This window comes from Bradyrhizobium sp. Kon37 (genome assembly GCF_055807535.1).
This window is the reverse complement of record NZ_JBVVOY010000004.1, coordinates 141232-159712: the sequence shown is the minus strand read 5'-3', so window position 1 is coordinate 159712 and position 18481 is coordinate 141232. Positions and strand designations below refer to the sequence as shown.

Below are 18481 nucleotides of genomic sequence, written 5' to 3'. Positions count from 1 at the left end.
CGCCGTGCCTTTTGCTTTCGGCGCGTGCTTACGTGATGAGTCAACCGTTCTTCTCGATCGCGACAGGTCGAAACACCCACTCGCGCCAGACCACCAGCAACGCCGACATGATCACGGGACCCAAAAACAAGCCCAGAAGGCCGAAGGCAGCCAGGCCCCCGAAGATTCCGACGAACGCGAACAGAAACGGCAGCCGCGCCGAGTCGCCGACCAGGGTCGGCCATACGAAATGATCGCCGGCCAACATGACGATCGCGCCCCAGAAGAAGACGCCCGCGGCTGCGAAGCCGCTGCCTCCGCCAGAAACCAGGACCACCGCCGCGGCGGTGAAAGCCAGCCAGGCGCCGAAGGGAAGCATGGCGAAGGCCGTCGTCAATATCGTGAATACGATGGCGTGCGGCACGCCCGCGACGAAATAGGCCACGCCGATCAATAATCCCTCGCCCGCGGCGACCAGCACCGTGCCGTTCACGGTGCCGCGGATCGCATCGACCATTTGCTCGGCGAGACCCTCTCCCGCCTCACCGAAAAGCCGATCGCAGGTTTCCAGCACGCGGCCCGAGATCGACCGGCCGTTGCGCAGCAGGACGAACAAGGCCACTAGCGAAAAGAACAGAAGAAACAGGCGATGAAGCAGCTGTCCGCCGAACGTTCGAAACAGTTCCGATGCGTTGTCTGCATTGACGCTTTTCAGCCATGCGGTCGCGGCTTTGGGATCGGAAAGATTGCTGCGCCACCACTGCTCGATGCTCTCTGCGGCGATCGGAAGGCGAGCGAGCCAATCGGGCACTTCGATCCCGCTCTCTCCGGCCTGTTTCATCCAGCCCACGAGCAGATCGCCTTGTTGCGCGATCTGATAGACGGCGAGCGACATCGGCGTAAACAGGATGAGGGCGACGACGAGCGTGAAGACCAGTGGGGCCAGGTTGGACCGGCCGGAGCTCACGCGTGCCGCAAACTTGGTGTAGAGCGGCCACAGGCTGGTTGCGAGAATCGCGGCCCAGATCAAGGCGGGGAGAAATCCCGCCGCCGTCCACAACGCCAGTGCGACGAGCGCGAGGGCAAGCACGACCCGTGCGTTCATGCGCGCGCCCGCGCCCGTGGGCAGCGGCTTTCGCTCAGTCGTGTTCGGGCCGCCCTCGCTCCGCACCGCGTCGCTCCGCTTGGGCGGACGCTGCTTCGATGCCACGGATTTCGCTCGTTCGGCCATTTGAAGTCACTGGGTGCGGGAGCTGCAGTGTCGAACTGTCAGCAGGAGAAACGCCGGGTCCAGGCTTCAAGCCGCAACGAGGGCTTCGGTTCCGCTCGGGAAGAAGTCGCAATGAGGTGGCGCCCTTCGTCGGACGCCCCCGTGCACCGCCGGCAGGAAATCGAGGTCGCCGCCTACGCCTGCGCCAGCGCCGGTGCGAACACCACTTCGATCAGCGTGCCGGAATTCGCCGCGCTCTTGATGTTGAACCGGGCGCGGTTGGCTTCGACCAGGGCCTTGGTCAGCGACAGGCTCAGCGCCGAACTGTCTTCGGCATCGCCGGGCGGCGGGGTGCGGAACGGCTCCATCGCGGCGGCGACTTCGCGCTCGCTGAGGCCATGGCCGGTGTCGCGGATGCGAAGGGCGACCTCGCCGCGGTCGGACAACGCGGTCGAGACGATGACCTGGCCGCCGGCGCTGGCAAGCCGGATCGAGTTCGAGATCAGATTGATGGAGATCTGCCGCATCGCGCGCGCATCCACGCTTACCTGCGGCAGCGCATGGCCGAGCGAGGTGCGGATGATGATGCGCTCGCGATTGGCTTGCGGCTGCATCACCACCACGCAGGCCTCGACCAGATCGTTGAGGTTGAGGTTGGCGAAGTTGAGGTCGAGCTTGCCGGTCTCGATCCGCGACAGCTCGAGCAGATCGTCGATGATGGCGATGACGCGCTCGCCGGAGGCGCGGATGTCCTTGATGTACTCGCCGTAGCGCTCGTTGCCGAGCGTGCCGAAGCGCTCCGAGATCATCACCTCCGAGAAGCCGATGATGGCGTTGAGAGGCGTGCGGATCTCGTGGCTGATCCGCGCCAGCATGTCGGCCTTGGCGTTCGCCGTCCCTTCGACGAGGCGTCGCGCCTGCGTCAGCTCGCTCTCGCCCTGCTTGCTGTGCGAGAGGTCGCGGAACACGGCGAAGAAGTTCGGGCCGTCGGGCCGGGTGCGGCCCATGATCATCGCGAGCGGAATGACGCCGCCCTTCTTCTCGCGTCCCAGCACCTCGCGGCCGTGGTCGAGCAGGCTCGCGATGTCCTGGCTCTTGAGGTTTTCCAGATAGTCGATGACGACATGCTGGCTCTCCGGCGCGAACAGCGTCACCAGATTCTGCTGCATCAGCGCCTCGCCGTCATAGCCGAACAGCGCCTCGGCGCTGCGGTTGCAGGCGTGGATGTTGCCTTCGGCGTCGAACATGACGATGCCCTCGGCCGTGGTGTCGAGGATCGCGGCGAGATCTTCCGCGGCCGCCTCGCCGGCGTCGGGCTCGGGCGGGAAGGTCTCGCGGACCATGGTCTCGGCGACGACGGTCTCCGCGATGACGGTCTCCGCGATGACGGCCGCAACGGGCGCTGCCTGCGGCAGCGCGCAGATCAGTGCATGCGCGCTCTCGCCGTCCCAGTCGATCGCGTGCAGATGCGCCTCGGTGGTCGGCAGCGGCGCTTCGCCATTGGCGAGCGTCGCGCTGATCGTGACAGGCGTGCCGGCTTGCGACGTGCTGCTGGCCGCCGACACGCCCGGCTCGACATAGAGCGCGTCCAGCCCGCCGGCATTCTCCAGTGCGCTCAGGCTGGCATAACCCATGCGCGCGAGAAACGCGGGGTTGGCGTAGAGCAGGCGGTCGAGCCGGTAGATCAGGATGCCTGTTGGCAGCAGGTCGAGCAGCGCGCGATCGCGCGGGCTGTGGCCGTGCGCGGGCGGCGCGGGCGCGGACAGCCATTCGGCCGGCGCGTGCGGCGTCTCAGACTTGGGCTCGGGCTCGGGCGTCGGCGCCTCGGGCGTGATCTCGGCATCCGCCGGCTCCGCCGATGCCGCGATGGTTTCCTTGTCGCGTTCGAGGCGCTCGGACAATTGCCGCGCGAGCTCGTTGAACGCGCTGTTCTCGACCGGCGTCAGCGTCGGCGATCGCGTGTCGCCGGGCGCTCGGAACGGCAGGACATTGGGAGGCGTTTCCACTGGCGTTTCCGGATCGGTTGGATGTGAATTCGCGTCGGTTGTGGGTTCGGGCAGTTCAGGCTCAGGCGTGGGCTCAGGTGCGGGCGGCTCGATCGGCGGAGGCGGCGCCTCTAACACTGGCTCGGGTTCAGGCTCCGGCTCGACCACATCGGCCGACAGGCTTTGCGGCGCCGCCGGTTCGGCCAACAGCTCAAAACGCCTGAGCGCATCGAGCCGGTTGAGGCCGTCGAGATCGCGGCAGACGCCAAAGCCCCTGAAGCCCGCGAAATTGCGTTCGCCGTCATAAACCGGAAGTCCGGCAAGCTCGACCGGCAGATGCTCGCCGCCGTCGGCCGGCCAGTTCACGGTGATCCCGGCCCAGGTGTCCTTGCTGGCAAGTGCCTGCGCCACGCGGCTGTCAGGGTCGAGCGCGAAGGCGTCGGCGATCTCGCGCCAGGGGCGGTCGAAGCCGGCGGCCGTGCGCGGACCGATCAGGTGGATGAACTCGTCGGACAGAAGCGCAAAGCGGCCCTCTGCATCCACCTTCCAGAGGAAGCGCAGCGGATGCTGACGCGGTGCGGGCGGCTCTTCATGGCCCGACGGCGGCTCGACCATGCCTGTTACGGTCGGCGCGGCCTGCGGCGACACCATGGCTTCGGCCGAGTTTTCAACCGGAGTTTCTGGCGCGGCTTCGGCCGCTTGCTGGACGGCTTGCTGGATCGTCACGATCTCTGTCGCCGGCGCGTCGACCGGCTCGGCAAAGGCGTCGAACAGCGCGATTTCGGATGGCGCCTCGTGCGGCGGCGCTGCTTGAACATGCTCCGGCACCGCGGCTGGAGCAGCGGCCGGCGCAGCCTCAGGCTGAACGATGTCTTCGCGCGCGACCTCTTCAGCGGCCTCGGCTTTAACGTCATCACTCGCCGGCGCCGCCTGCCGCACGGCAGGCTCGATCAGTGCGACCAGGCCGACATCGGCCCCGGTGCCGACCCGCTGCAGCACCATCTGGCCGATGCCGATCGGCGTCTCGGCGCGGCCCTGGCGAAGCGCATCGCTGCGCGCCTGTTCGAGGCCGGCCTCAGTGAGGTCACGGAAGCCGAGCAGGGTGCGGGCCGTTTCGCTGGCGCCGACGAACAGGCCGTCGGGCGCGAACGCCGCCATCGGCGTCTTGGCGCCGTCGACCAGACGAAGCAGGCGTTCGACCAGCGGCATGGTTCGCAAGCCCGGGTCCATCGCGGTGACGAGCACGGCGCGGCCACCATCGGCGAAGTCGAGCCGGGCACAGGCGCAGGTCATCAGCGTGCCGAGCCGCGCCCCGAAGCCGCGCAGCCGTTCGAGCCGGATGGCGCCGTTCGGAGGCAGCCGGCCGGCCAGCCGGATGATCTGGCGGCGGTGGCTGTCGGCCGGACCGAAGGTCTTCTCCGCCAACGCCGTGGCATTGGCCGCGCCGAACAACCTTGCGCCGACCGGATTGGCCCAGAGCACGCGCGTGCCGTCGATCGACCAGAGCCAGGCTGGCAGCGGCGAGGTCGCGTGCACGGCCAGCCGGGGATCGCCCACGCCTCGCAACTGGAAATCCGAACTCGTCATCCGACCGGCTTCGCGTCTCGCTTGTCAGCAAAGGCTGCCGGGAATGACAGCCTTAAGAAAGGGTTAGTATCGCCCGCAGCCGCGGGCAGGTCCACGTCCGAAGCCTAGGTGGCAAGGCCTAAAGCCGCGATAACCTTAATGTCCCCGACCCCGCAAGGCGGGCCGACACTGCATCCGCAGGATTCGCGTGTGGCGGATCGTCATTCCGCATCAACCCGAACTCGCGCCCCACCCAAGCTGCGTTCCCTCCCCCCTTGTGGGGGAGGGTGAGGGAGAGGGAGAGGGGTAAGCCCAGCAAAAGGTGTGAGCCGTTGCCCTGAGGTTTGAGCGCGACGGAGAGAATCCCCGTGCGGCACCCCCTCCCTGACCCTCCCCACAAGGGGGGAGGGAACGGAAAGCGCGCGGCCAGCGGCCTCAAAACACCTCAACCACCGGTTCCCTAGCCCCGGAACCTCATCCTCCCCGAGATTAAATTTGCGCAACGCACCCCAAAACCCGTTGCGGTGCACAATGTTGACATTTTAGGCAGGCATGGTCTCGGCGCTGGGCGAGCCATCATTCGTTTTGTGTTTCCAGTCTTCGCACCCGTCACCCGGTTGGCCGGCGGGCGCGCCTGAAGGCTCACTCCGTTTTTTCATTAGTGTGAGGGATACCCATGACAGGTGCGACTGATCCGTTTTCTGCCTCGATCATTCCGTTCGAGGTCCCCGAGCAGGTGCGTGCGTTCGCCGAAAAGGGCGTGTCGCAGGCCCGCGAGAACTACGCCAAGTTCAAGGATGCCGCCGAGACCCACAATGGCACCGTCGAGGCCGTGTTCTCGTCCGCCCACAAGGGCGTGAGCGAATACACCGCCAAGCTGATGGAGTTCGCGAAGGCCAACACCAAGGCCCATCTCGACTTCACCCAGGAGCTGTTCAGCGTGAAGGCGCCGCAGGATGCGTTCGCGCTGTGGACCAACCATTCCAAGGCGCAGCTCGAGACCTTCCAGGCCCAGGCCCGGGAGCTCGCCGAGCTGACCCAGCGCGTCGCCACCGCGACCGTCGAGCCGATCAAGGCCTCCGCCGCGAAGCTCTACCCCGCCGCCTGATCCGGCGCGGCCGTCTTAATTAAGAAACCCGGGCCTAGAGCCCGGGTTTTGCTTTGGAAATAACCTAGTTTGCGGGACGTTTTGAGGGTGTTGCGGCCTTGCCAAAAACGCCCGTTGCACCTAGTTTCCGCCCCGTCCAGCCCCCCTCGGTGACCGGCCCTTTCCAGGGCGCCCCTCGGGCGGCTCGCAAGGATGCAGTTGTAGCTCAGTTGGTTAGAGCGCCTGTCTGTGGAACAGGAGGTCGGTGGTTCGAGCCCACCCAACTGTACCAGCGCCGGCAATGACTTAGCCCGACATCGTAGAACGGATTTGTGGCCTTCCACCTTGGGCGGTCGCATTATCCTATTTTCGCGAACTGCGGATAACCGCTTCGGGCGAGCGGAGATCTGTTACTCGGCGATCCCGTTTTGCGTATTCTTCGACGTTAGTGACGCAGATCGGATCAGCAGATATTGGAAGAAAATCCACCAAGACCGGCGGGGGGCTCAAGAAGGGCCATTCAGCATTAGCGCCAACAGGCTTGCCGAACACGACGCAGAAAATTTCATCTCAGTCCTGAGTGATCGGCGAATGCAGGCCGGCAAATCTCCTCTCGGGTACACTAGTTGGCTTTTGACGTTGGATAGCGCGGCGAGGAAGTTGATGCAGGGTTTGGATTGGGAGATAAGAGAAAAAGTAAAACACCTCCCGATCATCTCCGTTGACTTCTTGCTTAAGTACTTAGCGTTTGGTCCGAGCCGAGATCGAGTTCCGCAGGCTGCTCAGCGGATGCCGTACGTGTTCATCGATCCTATCATGGAGATCCCAACCGAGCTTATTGAGGCCGCCTCCGCAACCAGAAAGGAAAGCCTGAACGTTCCCGAGCGAATCATCCAGCGCCGAATCAGGGATGCTATGGATCGGGAAAAAATGAAACTTGGGCCGATTCAGCTTGGTGGCCTCGATGACGCGCCACAGGCCATTGGATCGATGTTCTGACACTGCATTGTGGCCGTGGGTCTCAGTGGTAACGCCTGCTAGCGGCGACTAAAGCGGCAAAGCTGATCGTCGCCACTACCTCACCCCGGCACCCCGCCACCCCGATCACCATCCCCGCCGCCAGCAGCGTCCCCAGCGCCCGACACGGGTTCACCAGCCGCTTGTACTACGCCGCGAAGATGCGGGCGTTGGCGCCGGTCGGCATCGCCGCGAACCAATTACAGTGACAGTGCACGAAACTCTCGACGCGGGGAGTGCCCATCCGCAACGCTCCTCAAAGCCAGTTTTGTCCGTGGTCACCGTAGCTCCCCGGTTCGCAATGCGCTATCGGTAGCGAACCAAAAGGCGTTCATGGACAAGCACCCCAGGCAAAAAACATCGTGAGTTTCTTCGAGCGTCTCAAGACAGCAGCATCCGTTGAGTGGCGGGCTTACACCGAGCATCCCTTCACGAACGGATTGGCGGACGGCTCGCTCCCCGAAGCGGCGTTTCGTCACTACCTCGTTCAGGACTATTTGTTCCTCATCGAGTTTGCTCGCGCCTACGCGCTCGCGGTCTACAAGTCGCCCAAGCTCGCCGACATGCGTGAAGCAGCGGCCGGCCTTTCGGCCATCCTCGATGTCGAGATGAACCTGCATGTGAAGCTCTGTGCCGATTGGGGCCTGTCCCCGACCGACCTTGAACAGGCCCCTCCAGCGGCCGAGATGCTGGCCTATACACGCTATGTGCTCGACGCGGGAATGCGCGGCGACCTGCTGGCTCTCAAGGTGGCGCTTGCCCCCTGCGTGATCGGGTACGCGGAGATCGCGACGCGGCTCGCCTCGCTGCCCCTCGCGGACGCTGCGACGAACGCCTACCGCGTCTGGATCGCGGAGTACGCCGGCGCTCCGTACCAGGAGGTCGCTGCCAGAGCGCGGGCGCACATGGAGCATCTCGCCGATCTCTACGCCACGCCGGCGCGCGAGGCGGAGCTGATTGCGATCTTCAAGGAAGCCACCCGACTTGAGGCGGACTTCTGGGAGATGGCCTGGCGCGAGGGCCAGCGCGTCCAATAGTTCTTTCGGCAGTCGGGGTGGGGCGAGGGCTCAGCACGCCACGACGCAGGATCGGTCGCTTTCGTTCCCCCATTTCAGGAGAAATCGGCGTCGGGCAACGCCGAACCTTTTCACGACCTTGGGTGTTTGTCTTGCGGCAGGGCTGACAACGCTGAGGAGCGAAGACATGAACGGACTTATCTATCTGGTCGGACTCGTGGTCGTGGTTGGTGTGGTGCTCTCGTTCCTGGGCCTGCGCTGATTTGATATTTGGGGAGGTGGTGCGGCGCACCTTCCAGGCGTCCCACACCTCACCTCGCCACCACCCACACCACCACCGGCAACGTCACCGCCGCCAGCAGCGTGCCCAGCGCGACCGCACCCGACACCGGGTTCACCAGCCGCTGATACTGAACCGCGAAGATGTACGCATTCGCGCCCGTCGGCATCGCCGCGAACAGCACGACCACGCCGGCTGCGAGCGGCGGCAGGTCGAGCAGTTTTGCCAGCACGAAGGCGGCCGCCGGCATCGCCAGCAGTTTTAGCGCGCTCATCACGACGACGCTCAGCATCTCGCCCTTGACCTCGAACCGGAAGAGATTGATGCCGAGCGCGATCAGCGCCGCCGGCGATCCCGCCTGCGCCAGCAGCTCGACGGTCCTGTCGACGACCGGATGAAGGCCGAGGCCGGTGAGGCGCCAGACGAGGCCGAAGCCGATCGCGAGCATGATCGGGTTGCGGGCGAGATCCATCAGCACCGGAACGATCAGCGAGGCGGCCGAAGCTTTCTGCTTGCGGTCGACCAGCTCCATCTGCAGCGTGCCGCAGAGCCAGAGCAGCGGCGTGTTCACCGACAGGATCAGCGCCATCGGGCCCGCCGCCTCATTGCCCAGCGCCGAGAGCGTCAGGGGAATACCCAGCATCACGATGTTGCCGTAGACCGAGCCGATCGCGAACACGACGCCGTCCTCGCGGTCCTCGCGCCGTTGCCGCAGCAGCGCTGACAGCGCCAACGCCGCGGTCCAGGTGAGCGCGAGCGCGCCGTAATAGGCGCCCCACATCCGCCACGGGCTGACGCCGGAAAATTCCGACACGACGATGGTGCGGAACAGCAGCGCGGGAATGGCGATGCTGAAGGCGAATTCGGAGATGCCCTTGTGCGCGGTTTCGGAGACGAAGCGAAACAGCACCGCGGCATAGCCGGCCGCGATCAGCGCAAACACCGGCGCGACGATCAGCACTGTAGACATGCGCCGCTACGACCCCATCTCGATGATCCTGCGCGCCATGCGGACATTGGCATAGTCGATCATCTTGCCGTCGAGCGTCACCGCGCCCTGGCCCTGCGCCTCGGCCTGCTCCATGGCTTCGACCACCCGCCGCGCGTGCGCCAGTTCAATGTCGGACGGGACGAACGCCCGCAGCGTCGGTTCGATCTGGTCGGGATGGATCACCTGCTTGCCGTCAAAACCCATCGCAGCCGCCTTGAGCGCGCTGCTTTCCGTCAGTTGGGCATCCCGGAACGCGCCGCACGGTCCGTCGATGGCGCGCAGGCCGAACGCGCGCGCGGCCACCAGCAGGCGCATCATCGGATAGGCGAACAGATCGAGCGGCGCGGAGGCATAGCCGCTCTGGGCGGAGCCCACATGCCGGTAGCCGTCCGGCGAGGCGCCGATTTCCGAGGAGCGGGCGCCGATCGACGCCGCGAAATCGCCGACACCGAGATGAAGGGCGGCGACGCTGTCGTGCGCGGCGGCGAGCGCGTCGACATTGACGAGACCCAGCGCGGTCTCGATCAGCAGTTCGAGCGGCACGGGGGAAGGGCGACCGGGCGCGGCCGCGCGCAGCTGATCGGCAATGGCGGCGATGTCGCTCGCCCGCTCCGCCTTCGGCACGATCATCGAATCCAGCCGGGGCAGCGCGGCGAGCTTGCGGATTTCCTGCGCGATGAAAGGGCTGTCGACGGCGTTGAGCCTGACCGCGACGACCTTGCTGCCCCAATCCAGCGAGGACAGCGCCTGCGCAGCTTCCTCCAGCGCCGCGCCCTTCTCGGACGGCGGCACGGCGTCCTCGAGGTCCATGAACACCGCATCCGCGGCCGAGGCAGCCGCCTTGGCGACGAGACGGGAGCGATGCGCGGGAACGGCCAGATAGACCCGCGTCGGCCGCTGAGCGGACATCGTCATGTCTCCTTTGCGAGACCGAGCTCGCTGAGGATGGATTGGTTGTGCTGCCCGACGTCAGGCACCGGATCCATCCGGGGCGACAGGCCGGGAATGGTGAGGGCCGGCAGGAAGCTCATCACCGGTCCGCTCGGAGATCCCACCGTTTGCACTCTTGAGCGGGCGCGGAGCTGCTCGTGCTCCAGGAACGCCTCGACCGAATTCAGATGCGCATTGGCGATCGAGGCCTCGTCGAGCAGCCGCAGCACCTCGTCACTGGTCATCGCCGCAAAACGCTGCTCGATATGGACCTGCAGATCGTCCCTGTTCTGCATCCGCAGCGGATTGGTGCGGAAGCGGGGATGATCGGCGAATGCGGCATCGCCAAGCACGATGACGCACAGCGACCGCCATTCCCGGTCGTTCTGGATGCCGAAGAAGATCGTGTTGCCGTCGCCGACGCGGAACGGGCCATACGGCGCTATCGTTGCGTGCCTTGCCCCGGTTCGCGGCAGCGGCCGGCCCGTACTCTGCGTGTAGAAGGCGGGATAGCTCATCCAATCCGTGATGGAATCGAACAGCGAGGCCTGGAAGGCGGTGCCCTTGCCGGTCCGCTCGCGGCGATACAGCGCCATCAGCACGCCGTTGAGGATGTACATGCCGGTGGCGATATCGACCACGGAAAGTCCGACCTTGGCGGGCTCCGCCTCGGTGCCGTTGATGGCGAGGACACCGGCCTCGCATTGCACCAGGAGATCGTAGGCCTTCTTGTTGCTGTAGGCGCCGCCCGCGCCATAGCCCGAAACGTCGCAGGCGATGATCCGGGGAAATTTTCGCAGCAGCGAAGCGGCATCGAGGCCCAGCCGCTCCGCCGCACCGGGCGCCAGGTTCTGGATGAAGACGTCGGCCTGCGGCAGCAAGGCCTCGAGCACCTCCTGGCCTTCCGGGCTCTTGATGTCGATGGCGAGGCTTTCCTTCGACCTGTTGGTCCAGACGAACTGGCTCGACATCCCGTTCATCACGTGATCGTAGTCGCGGCAGAAATCGCCATCCCCCGGCCGCTCGATCTTGATGACGCGCGCGCCCCAGTCCGCAAGATGCCGGCTGGCCAGAGGAGCCGCGATCGCCTGCTCGAGCGAGACCACCGTCACGCCCGACAGCGGCAGCTCCGCCTCATGTCGCTCCATGCAATCGTCTCCGCTCCCGCTCACGCTTTTGTCCAGCGCAGGAGACAAGCCGACCACCCCACGCACGTTCTGTGACGATGGCATCATGCCCCTGTTTTGCCCGACGAGTCAAACTTCATTTCGTAAAATCCGCAAATCGAGATCGGCAAAGTTCAATCGGTACATGGACTTGGCTACTGTGCATGGGGTTGTTTTCGCGTTTTTTGTTTTAGGGGGCCCTGTTGCCGAGACCGCACACGTCCCGGCTTTCGCATCTCGCCTCGGTTGCCAACGAACGCCCGTTCACCCACTATCCGCTCCGACTCGACATTTGGGGGGATCGATGCCGGCGTTCCATTTCAAGAAATCTTTCGCTGCTGCGATCATGGGGATGGCCTTGGCCGTCCTGATCCACCCGAGTGAAGGCTTTGCCTACTCCCAGGAGGAGCAGCAGGCCTGCACCCCCGATGCGATGCGGCTGTGCGGCGAGTTCGTTCCGAACGTCGACGCCATCACCGCCTGCATGATCCAGAAGAAATCGCAGCTCTCGCCGCAGTGCCGGGCCTTCTTCCGGCCGGGACCGGAGCCGGGCATGGCGGCCGCGCCCCGCGCCGGCAAGCCGACCAGCATCGCGCCCAAGAGCTCGGCCCGGACGGCGAAGAAGAGCACCAAGCCGGCCAAGAAGAAGAAAGCCAGCGAAGGCTGAGCGCGGGCACCGCGTTCCCTTTTTGAAACTCGACCATGCCCGGGCCACGGCGCGCAGTGCGTTTGAAGTCCCGGGCATTTGCGTGTCCGGCCCTCGTTCGCTGGTTTTGAGTCAAACCGACCCAGGCATCAGCCCCACACCAGCCACCGGACTCCTTTTGTTCGCCTCCGTGTGCGGACGCTTGCGACAATTGCGATCATGTGGGGATGGAAACGAGTCGCGAAACGGATTGCGCGGCGAGGTTGCATCCCATTTTTTCCCGCCGGACTGCTCAATAAATGCACGATTGCCGGCGTGAAGCCGTCGTCGCACGCAGCAGTGTGACTCAAAAGCCAACGCGCTTTGTTATTTCATGGCGCCAGCATAACTTATGATAAATTTTTCTTTCCCGAATCACCGCGGTGATTCATTTTCGCCGCCTGGGGTCAATCTGGAGGCAGAGGTATGAACGTTATTGTTTTTGCATCGCGTAAAGGTGGCTCAGGCAAGAGTACGCTGGCCGCGCATCTCGCCGCGCAGATCAAGGCGACCAAGCCGATCCTGCTCGTCGATGCGGATCCGCAAGGCTCGCTCACGCTGTGGCACAAGCTGCGTGGCACCAACGAGCCGCCGATCAAGTCCGCGGTGAACTCGGTCAGCGGCATCGTCTCCGCTGCCAAGCGCGACGGTTATGAATGGGTGTTGATCGACACGCCGCCGAACCTGTCGGCCGTCGTCGACGACGCCATCCGCAATGCCACCATGGTGGTGATCCCCGCCCGTCCCGGCGTGTTCGACGTCAACGCGGTGCAGGAAACCATCCAGATGTGCCGTGCGGCGCGCAAGCCCTACGCGGTCGTGCTCAACGGTGCGCCGGCGCGCCGCGATGAGTCCGAAAGCCCGATCGTCACCATCGCTCGCGAAGCGCTGGCGAAGTTCCGTGCTCCGGTGTGGGGCGGCCAGATCACCAACCGTTCGGATCTGCTGATGGCGCTGAGCCACGGCGAGGGCGCGCGGGAATATCAGGCCGAGAGTCGTGCGGCTCAGGAAATCGCAAGGCTGTGGGCGGCGATCGAACGTTCGGTGAAGGCTATTCGCGGCACGGCGTCGGCTTCCGGCGCAATGCACAAGCAGGCGGCGTAATTTTTCATAAATCATTCCCCGGACGAAAAACGCGCGGACCTCCGCGCGTTTTGCGTTTTTGGGAAGATGACTTTGCCGCTAGGCCACCATCAGCATGTAGAACACGATCACCGGCGACAAAGTGAGGATCACCGACCAGATGCCGGCGGCCCAGAGAATGTCCTCGGTGGTGAAGCCCTGCTGTCCAGCGTCGTAATGCGACGCCATCTCGTTATGACTATTCACAAACGCCCCCGCGATTTCTTCGCTTATGGGCATGAACGCTACGTGAGATATTTTAAAATTCCGGGTCGCAGTTTCGCGCGCTTTTGAACACAGCTGCTACCACGGATTAACCATCCGGACCTGCGCTTCCATCACGCCAGCCAGACCCGAAACACCAGCACCGGCATCAGGCCGAGCATCACCGCCCAGAACCCGAACGACGACACCACCACAATTCCCCGCAAGAAATCGGCCGACGCGAACATGTCTGCCGCCGTTGGGCGGATGCGCTGCCCCATGATCATTCCCCCATTTGAAAAGACTTTGAATGAAGACGATAGGCGCGATTGCGTAAACGAGCCGTGGATGCGCCATGCGGCAGCCGCGAAGGTCGTTGGGGTGCGGTTAACCACGGCACGCTCTCTCACTCCCTCTCCCCGTTCTTACGGGGAGAGGGAGGGGTGAGGGGCGCTATCAGCTACGCCGCGGCTTGCATCCGTCGCTCGATCTCGCGGTCGAGCTGGACGGCGAGTTCGCTGCCGATCTCGACCATCGGCAGCCGCACTTCGGGGCTGTCGATCAGACCCGTGCGCCACAGCCAGTATTTTGCCGGCGCGGGACTGGGCTCGGTGAACAACAGGCGCGTCAGGTCCGCGACCTCCTGCCAGCGCGCCAGCGCCGCATCATGGTTGCCGCGCTTCAGCTCGGCATGAACAGCCGCAAACGTCGCGGTCTCGAGATGGGCCGACAGCACGATGCCGCCGTCGGCGCCGTCGCTGAGCGCCTCGAAATAATTCGCATCCTCGCCGGTCAGCACGCGAAAGTCCGCAGGCCTGTCGCGCAGCAGCGCGATGGATTGCTCGCGGCTCGCGCCGCAATCCTTCAGGCCGATGATGTTCGGATGCCCGGCAAGCCGCAGCAGCGTCTGGTTGGTGATGTTGACCGAGGTGCGATAGGGAATGTTGTAGAGCGCGAGTGGCCAGGCGGCGTGATCGGCGAGCGCCTCGAAATGCGCCAGCAGGCCGCGCTGCGACGGCCGCACATAATACGGGCTCGCGATCAGATAACCGTCGATCGGCCAGTCCGCGGTCGCGTCGAGACGCTCCTTCAGCCGCGAAGTGTCCGCGCCTGACAGTCCGAGGCAGATCGGAATCTTGCTGTGGCCGGTGGCCAGCTCGTCGCGCACGATGGCGACGAGGCGTTCGAGCTCGGCGCCGCGCAGCGTCATGCCTTCGCCGGAGGTCGCCCCCAGGATGAAGCCGTCGACGGCCTGTCCGCTGTAATGTCGTGTCAGCCGGCGCAGCGACCTCTCGTCGAGGGCGCCGTCGCGAAACGGCGTTATCAGCGGCAGCCAGAGCCCGTGCAATTGTTCCTGTAGTCCGGTCATGTTCCATCTCCTTCTCGGGAAAAATCCTGAGACGGGGCACATGAAAAAACCCCGTCCATGCGGCGGGGTTTTCGAAGTTTCGGCTCGCGATGACGAAGGCTGTTAGCGCGCGCAAAAATCCGAGGTCCCCAGATGGGGGCCTTTTTTCGAGGCGACTGCCTGCGACGAGATTGCGCACGACTTCGTGATCATTCGCAAATGATGCGGGGTAAGCATGGAACTGTCAATACACGTGGAGGGCGAGGCCCGAATCCGCCAAAAAAAAGCCGGGCTCGATCGAGCCCGGCTTAAGGTATTGGCCACGTGAGGCCGACACAATCACCTTCCAAGAGGGATTACTGAACTCCCGCGCCACTGGAGGAGGGGGACAAATGCGCAACGCGAAGGCTCAGCGTGAAGAGATTATGGGCTAGCTTCGCGCCATGCATCAAGCGTCCAAGCCGCATGTCAGACATGCGGAAATCAGGACGGCCAGCGCTGCGCCTTGCTCACCACGAAGTCGCGGAACACTTGCACGCGCGCGACCGTCTTCAGCTCTTCCGGATAAACAAAATACGTATCGAGCTGGATCGAATCCGATTCGCCGAACAGCTGCACGAGGCGGCTCTGCTCTTCGATCAGATAGTCCGGCAACGCGGCGATGCCGAGGCCCTGCTGACAGGCGCGAACGAGGCCGAGAATGTTGTTGACCCTGAAATAGGCTTCGCGCGGACCCGAGCCGTTGCGCCCCGCTTCGACCAGCCAGTTGCGGTTCTGAAGATGCGGCGCGAAGTTGCCGTCGGAGAGCGTGATGATGCGGTGGGAGTCCAACTCCTCCAGCGTGCGCGGCGTGCCGAAGCGCTTGATGTAATCGGGCGAGCAATAGGCGTGGAAGCCCATCGCGAACAGCTTGCGCTGGATGAGATCCGGCTGCGTCGGCTTGCGGGTGCGGATCGCGACGTCGGCCTCGCGCATCGACAGATCGAGCTCCTCGTCGGTGACGATCAGCGAGATCCGGATTTCCGGATAGAGCGCGGTGAATTCGCCGAGCCGGGGGATCAGCCAGTTGATGCCGACGCCGGGCGTGGTGGTGATCTTGAGATCGCCGCTCGGCCGCTCGCGGCTGTCGGTCAGTTTCGCGCGCGCCGCCTGCAGCTGCATGAACACGTCATGGGCGGTGCGGAACAAGAGGTCGCCCTGTTCGGTGAGGATCAGGCCACGGGCGTGGCGGTGGAACAGCGAGACCGAGAGCTCCTGCTCCAGTGCCGAGACCTGGCGTGACACCGCCGATTGCGACAGGCCGAGCTGCTCGCCCGCGTGCGTGAAGCTGCCCGCTTCCGCCGCGGCGTGAAACACCTTCAGCTTGTCCCAGTCCATATCCGTAAATCCGTCGCGTGTTCTTGCCATGATGTCTATTCCGCTGCCGCGCGCTCGCTGGCGCGCAGGGCCAAAAATCGTTCCGCCTCGAGCGCTGCCATACAGCCGAGACCGGCCGCCGTCACCGCTTGACGATAGGTCTCGTCGGCGACGTCGCCGGCGGCGAACAGTCCGGGGACCGAGGTGGCGGTCGAGTTCGGGGCGACCTCGACATAGCCCGACGGTTTCAGCTTGATCTGCCCGGCCACGAGCTCGGTCGCCGGGGCGTGCCCGATGGCGACGAAGACGCCGTCGGTCCGCACATCGGTCAAGGCGCCGGTCTTGACGTTCTTCAGCCGCACATGGGTGACCTTGTTCGGGTTCTCGGTGCCGCAGATCTCGTCGACGGCTGAGTCCCAGATCACCTTGATCTTCGGGTGCTTGAACAGGCGCTCCTGCAGGATGCGTTCGGCGCGGAAGTGATCGCGACGATGCACGATGGTGACCTGCGAGGCATGGTTGGTGAGGTACAGCGCTTCCTCGACCGCGGTATTGCCGCCGCCGACCACCACGACTTGCTTGTTGCGGTAGAAGAAGCCGTCACAGGTGGCACAGGCCGAGACGCCGCCGCCCTGGAATTTCGCTTCGGACGGCAGCCCGAGCCAACGCGCCTGGGCGCCGGTGGCGAGGATGACGGTGTCGGCGAGATAGACGTCACCGCTATCGCAGGTCAGGCGAAAGGGTCGCTGCGAGGTGTCGAGCTTGGTCACCAGATCGGTCTTGATCTGGGTGCCCACATGCAGCGCCTGCTTCTCCATCTGCTCCATCAGCCAGGGGCCTTGGATCACGTCGGCGAAGCCCGGATAGTTCTCGACGTCGGTGGTGATGGTGAGCTGGCCGCCCGCCTGGATGCCCTGGATCAGGATCGGCTCGAGCATCGCACGCGCGGCGTAGATCGCCGCCGTGTAGCCGGCGGGGCCGGAGCCGATGATGACGACCTTTGCATGGACAGCGGCGGACATTTTGACAGATGCCTTTCACGGGGAACTGCAGCGCGGGCGCGGAACGTGCCGGGAGGCCTCGCGGAGGCGCTGAAATATCAGAGGTAATCTAAGCCTTCTGGTGAGCTATGCAAGAATTGCATTCCCTGTCGGCGGATTTTTCCAACAGGGAACAAAAGTCGATTGCGCTGCACGCGCAATAAAATTGCGCCGAGTGCGCGGTCTGGGCTATGAGGATTGCGACAGAGCCACCAATACCGCCGTAAAGGCCAGGAGTTCCAATCACGTGTCGCGGAACCTAGACGAGATCGACCTGAAAATTCTCACCGAGATTCAGGCCGACGGTCGAATCACGAATGTCGAGCTGGCCAAGCGCGTCGGCATTTCGCCACCGCCCTGCCTGCGCCGCGTCCGGGCGCTGGAGGAGGAGGGGTATATCCATGGCTATCGCGGGCTCTTGGACGCGCGCAAGCTCGGCTTCGACGTCACGGTGTTTGCCGCAGTGCACCTCTCCAGCCAGGCCGAGGCCGATTTGCGCGCCTTCGAGGAGTTCGTCCGCGCCGAGCCGCTGGTGCGCGAGTGTTGGATGCTGTCGGGTGAAGTCGATTTCATCCTGAAATGCGTCGCACCCGACATGGCCACCTTCCAAGATTTCGTCACCCATTTGACCGCCGCCCCGCACGTCCGCAATGTGCGGACCTCGCTGGTGCTGCACAATTCGAAATACGAGGCGGCCGTGCCGCTCGACGTGAGGGGAAGAAGGTAGCGTCTCCTCCGTCATTGCGAGCAACACGCAGATATAGAAAAGGCCGCGCAGTGCGCGGCCTTTTTCAAATCACACGCAACGGCAAATCGTTACCGCCACTCCACCTTGGTGATCTCATAAGCCTTGGCGCCGCCTGGTGCGTTGACCTCGACGGTTGAGCCCTTCTTCTTGCCGATCAGCGCGCGCGCGAGCGGCGAGGTGATGGAGATGCGGCCCTTCTTGGCGTCGGCCTCGACCTCGCCGACGATCTGCCACACCGTCTTCTTTTCGGTGTCCTCGTCGACCAGTGTCACGGTGGCGCCGAACTTGATGGTGTCGCCGGACAGCTTCGAGATGTCGATGATGTCGGCGCGCGCGAGCTTGTCCTCGAGCTCGGCGATGCGGCCTTCATTGTGGGACTGCTCTTCCTTCGCGGCGTGGTATTCCGCGTTCTCCGACAGGTCTCCGTGCGAGCGCGCCTCGGCGATATGCTCGATGATCCGCGGACGGTCCTCCGACTGGCGCTTCTTCAGTTCTTCCCCGAGCGCGGCAAAGCCGCCCGCAGTCATCGGTACCTTTTCCATCTCTTCTCTCGTCCTTCGGTCGCGCGCGCCCTGACATGTCAACGCGCACGCAACTTGATTCGTCAGTCTGTCCGGGGGCTCAACGCGCGTGCCGCCGAACGTTCATATGGGCTTGGCGCCGGAACAGAACAACCATATGGCCGGACAGTTCCTCCGGCCATAGTGGCTTCATCGCCAATCACTTAGCGGAAGGTTGGGCCTCCCGCTCG

At 64.4% G+C, this 18481-nt stretch carries 17 protein-coding genes and 1 tRNA gene; 7 read left to right on the top strand and 11 right to left on the bottom strand.

All coding sequences use genetic code 11. The annotated features are described in order from the left end of the window. Positions 1-40: 40 nt before the first annotated feature. Both AC0L3J_RS11450 and AC0L3J_RS11445 read right to left on the bottom strand, forming a co-directional pair. Entirely contained in the window at positions 41-1189 is a 1149-nt protein-coding gene (locus AC0L3J_RS11450) for an AI-2E family transporter (protein ID WP_473347037.1), read from the bottom strand. Between the two features lie 194 nt (positions 1190-1383). After that, on the bottom strand, positions 1384-4761 hold the full coding sequence (locus tag AC0L3J_RS11445; protein ID WP_473347035.1) for a sensor histidine kinase: 3378 nt from the start codon (positions 4759-4761) through the stop codon (positions 1384-1386). A 655-nt stretch (positions 4762-5416) separates the two neighbouring features. Between AC0L3J_RS11445 and AC0L3J_RS11440 the strand changes: the two genes are divergently transcribed. The 4 genes from AC0L3J_RS11440 to tenA all read left to right on the top strand — a co-directional run bounded on the left by AC0L3J_RS11440 (position 5417) and on the right by tenA (position 7881). Then, positions 5417-5848, top strand: a complete 432-nt coding sequence (locus tag AC0L3J_RS11440; RefSeq protein ID WP_473347033.1) for a phasin — start codon at positions 5417-5419, stop codon at positions 5846-5848. Between the two features lie 194 nt (positions 5849-6042). Then, positions 6043-6119: transfer RNA gene (locus AC0L3J_RS11435), tRNA-His, on the top strand. 371 nt (positions 6120-6490) lie between these two features. Beyond that, the gene (locus tag AC0L3J_RS11430; protein ID WP_473347032.1) at positions 6491-6826 is read left to right on the top strand and encodes a hypothetical protein; all 336 of its coding nucleotides are present in this window, start codon (positions 6491-6493) and stop codon (positions 6824-6826) included. A gap of 380 nt (positions 6827-7206) precedes the next feature. Beyond that, the gene (gene tenA / locus AC0L3J_RS11425; RefSeq protein ID WP_473347031.1) at positions 7207-7881 is read left to right on the top strand and encodes a thiaminase II; all 675 of its coding nucleotides are present in this window, start codon (positions 7207-7209) and stop codon (positions 7879-7881) included. 290 nt (positions 7882-8171) lie between these two features. Here tenA and AC0L3J_RS11420 read toward each other — a convergent pair whose 3' ends face one another. From AC0L3J_RS11420 to AC0L3J_RS11410, 3 genes are read right to left on the bottom strand one after another with little or no spacing between them, the layout of a single operon-like run. Continuing rightward, entirely contained in the window at positions 8172-9110 is a 939-nt protein-coding gene (locus AC0L3J_RS11420; protein WP_473347029.1) for an AEC family transporter, read from the bottom strand. A 6-nt stretch (positions 9111-9116) separates the two neighbouring features. Further along, on the bottom strand, positions 9117-10046 hold the full coding sequence (locus AC0L3J_RS11415; protein ID WP_473347027.1) for an HpcH/HpaI aldolase/citrate lyase family protein: 930 nt from the start codon (positions 10044-10046) through the stop codon (positions 9117-9119). Then, a complete protein-coding gene (locus tag AC0L3J_RS11410) occupies positions 10043-11209 on the bottom strand; it encodes a CaiB/BaiF CoA transferase family protein (protein ID WP_473347026.1) in 1167 nt (388 codons plus the stop codon). Before AC0L3J_RS11410 ends, AC0L3J_RS11415 begins: the two co-directional genes overlap by 4 nt. A gap of 322 nt (positions 11210-11531) precedes the next feature. On the opposite strand from AC0L3J_RS11410, the gene AC0L3J_RS11405 reads away from it, so the two are divergent. Both AC0L3J_RS11405 and AC0L3J_RS11400 read left to right on the top strand, forming a co-directional pair. Further along, positions 11532-11894, top strand: a complete 363-nt coding sequence (locus AC0L3J_RS11405; protein ID WP_473347024.1) for a hypothetical protein — start codon at positions 11532-11534, stop codon at positions 11892-11894. A gap of 444 nt (positions 11895-12338) precedes the next feature. After that, entirely contained in the window at positions 12339-13016 is a 678-nt protein-coding gene (locus AC0L3J_RS11400; RefSeq protein WP_007596685.1) for a ParA family protein, read from the top strand. Positions 13017-13094: 78 nt separating this feature from the next. Here AC0L3J_RS11400 and AC0L3J_RS11395 read toward each other — a convergent pair whose 3' ends face one another. The 5 genes from AC0L3J_RS11395 to trxB all read right to left on the bottom strand — a co-directional run bounded on the left by AC0L3J_RS11395 (position 13095) and on the right by trxB (position 16964). Beyond that, a complete protein-coding gene (locus AC0L3J_RS11395; RefSeq protein ID WP_007596684.1) occupies positions 13095-13274 on the bottom strand; it encodes a hypothetical protein in 180 nt (59 codons plus the stop codon). A 98-nt stretch (positions 13275-13372) separates the two neighbouring features. Beyond that, a complete protein-coding gene (locus AC0L3J_RS11390) occupies positions 13373-13648 on the bottom strand; it encodes a hypothetical protein (RefSeq protein ID WP_456767814.1) in 276 nt (91 codons plus the stop codon). 50 nt (positions 13649-13698) lie between these two features. Continuing rightward, positions 13699-14607 carry a 4-hydroxy-tetrahydrodipicolinate synthase family protein gene (locus AC0L3J_RS11385; protein WP_473347023.1) on the bottom strand — a complete coding sequence of 303 codons (909 nt, stop codon included), beginning with the start codon at positions 14605-14607 and terminating at the stop codon, positions 13699-13701. A 462-nt stretch (positions 14608-15069) separates the two neighbouring features. Continuing rightward, positions 15070-15993 (bottom strand): LysR family transcriptional regulator, encoded by a 924-nt coding sequence (locus tag AC0L3J_RS11380; RefSeq protein WP_007614700.1) that lies wholly within the window; start codon positions 15991-15993, stop codon positions 15070-15072. Between the two features lie 5 nt (positions 15994-15998). Beyond that, positions 15999-16964: a thioredoxin-disulfide reductase gene (trxB, locus tag AC0L3J_RS11375; RefSeq protein ID WP_473347022.1), complete on the bottom strand. Its 966-nt coding sequence runs from the start codon at positions 16962-16964 to the stop codon at positions 15999-16001. Between the two features lie 265 nt (positions 16965-17229). Between trxB and AC0L3J_RS11370 the strand changes: the two genes are divergently transcribed. Beyond that, positions 17230-17709: an Lrp/AsnC family transcriptional regulator gene (locus AC0L3J_RS11370; protein ID WP_007596676.1), complete on the top strand. Its 480-nt coding sequence runs from the start codon at positions 17230-17232 to the stop codon at positions 17707-17709. A gap of 89 nt (positions 17710-17798) precedes the next feature. Here the strand turns inward: AC0L3J_RS11370 and greA are convergent, their stop codons facing one another. Beyond that, positions 17799-18272 carry a transcription elongation factor GreA gene (greA, locus tag AC0L3J_RS11365; protein WP_007596674.1) on the bottom strand — a complete coding sequence of 158 codons (474 nt, stop codon included), beginning with the start codon at positions 18270-18272 and terminating at the stop codon, positions 17799-17801. Positions 18273-18481 lie beyond the last annotated feature (209 nt).

What these genes read in the sequence shown, in the direction of transcription:
- AC0L3J_RS11395 (WP_007596684.1), bottom strand. Translation starts at nt 13,274, where the DNA reads ATGCCCATAAGCGAAGAAATCGCGGGGGCGTTTGTGAATAGTCATAAC.
- AC0L3J_RS11430 (WP_473347032.1), top strand. Translation starts at nt 6,491, where the DNA reads ATGCAGGGTTTGGATTGGGAGATAAGAGAAAAAGTAAAACACCTCCCG.
- AC0L3J_RS11410 (WP_473347026.1), bottom strand. Translation starts at nt 11,209, where the DNA reads ATGGAGCGACATGAGGCGGAGCTGCCGCTGTCGGGCGTGACGGTGGTC.
- AC0L3J_RS11405 (WP_473347024.1), top strand. Translation starts at nt 11,532, where the DNA reads ATGCCGGCGTTCCATTTCAAGAAATCTTTCGCTGCTGCGATCATGGGG.
- AC0L3J_RS11385 (WP_473347023.1), bottom strand. Translation starts at nt 14,607, where the DNA reads ATGACCGGACTACAGGAACAATTGCACGGGCTCTGGCTGCCGCTGATA.
- AC0L3J_RS11440 (WP_473347033.1), top strand. Translation starts at nt 5,417, where the DNA reads ATGACAGGTGCGACTGATCCGTTTTCTGCCTCGATCATTCCGTTCGAG.
- AC0L3J_RS11415 (WP_473347027.1), bottom strand. Translation starts at nt 10,046, where the DNA reads ATGACGATGTCCGCTCAGCGGCCGACGCGGGTCTATCTGGCCGTTCCC.
- greA (WP_007596674.1), bottom strand. Translation starts at nt 18,272, where the DNA reads ATGGAAAAGGTACCGATGACTGCGGGCGGCTTTGCCGCGCTCGGGGAA.
- AC0L3J_RS11380 (WP_007614700.1), bottom strand. Translation starts at nt 15,993, where the DNA reads ATGGCAAGAACACGCGACGGATTTACGGATATGGACTGGGACAAGCTG.
- AC0L3J_RS11445 (WP_473347035.1), bottom strand. Translation starts at nt 4,761, where the DNA reads ATGACGAGTTCGGATTTCCAGTTGCGAGGCGTGGGCGATCCCCGGCTG.
- AC0L3J_RS11420 (WP_473347029.1), bottom strand. Translation starts at nt 9,110, where the DNA reads ATGTCTACAGTGCTGATCGTCGCGCCGGTGTTTGCGCTGATCGCGGCC.
- AC0L3J_RS11400 (WP_007596685.1), top strand. Translation starts at nt 12,339, where the DNA reads ATGAACGTTATTGTTTTTGCATCGCGTAAAGGTGGCTCAGGCAAGAGT.
- trxB (WP_473347022.1), bottom strand. Translation starts at nt 16,964, where the DNA reads ATGTCCGCCGCTGTCCATGCAAAGGTCGTCATCATCGGCTCCGGCCCC.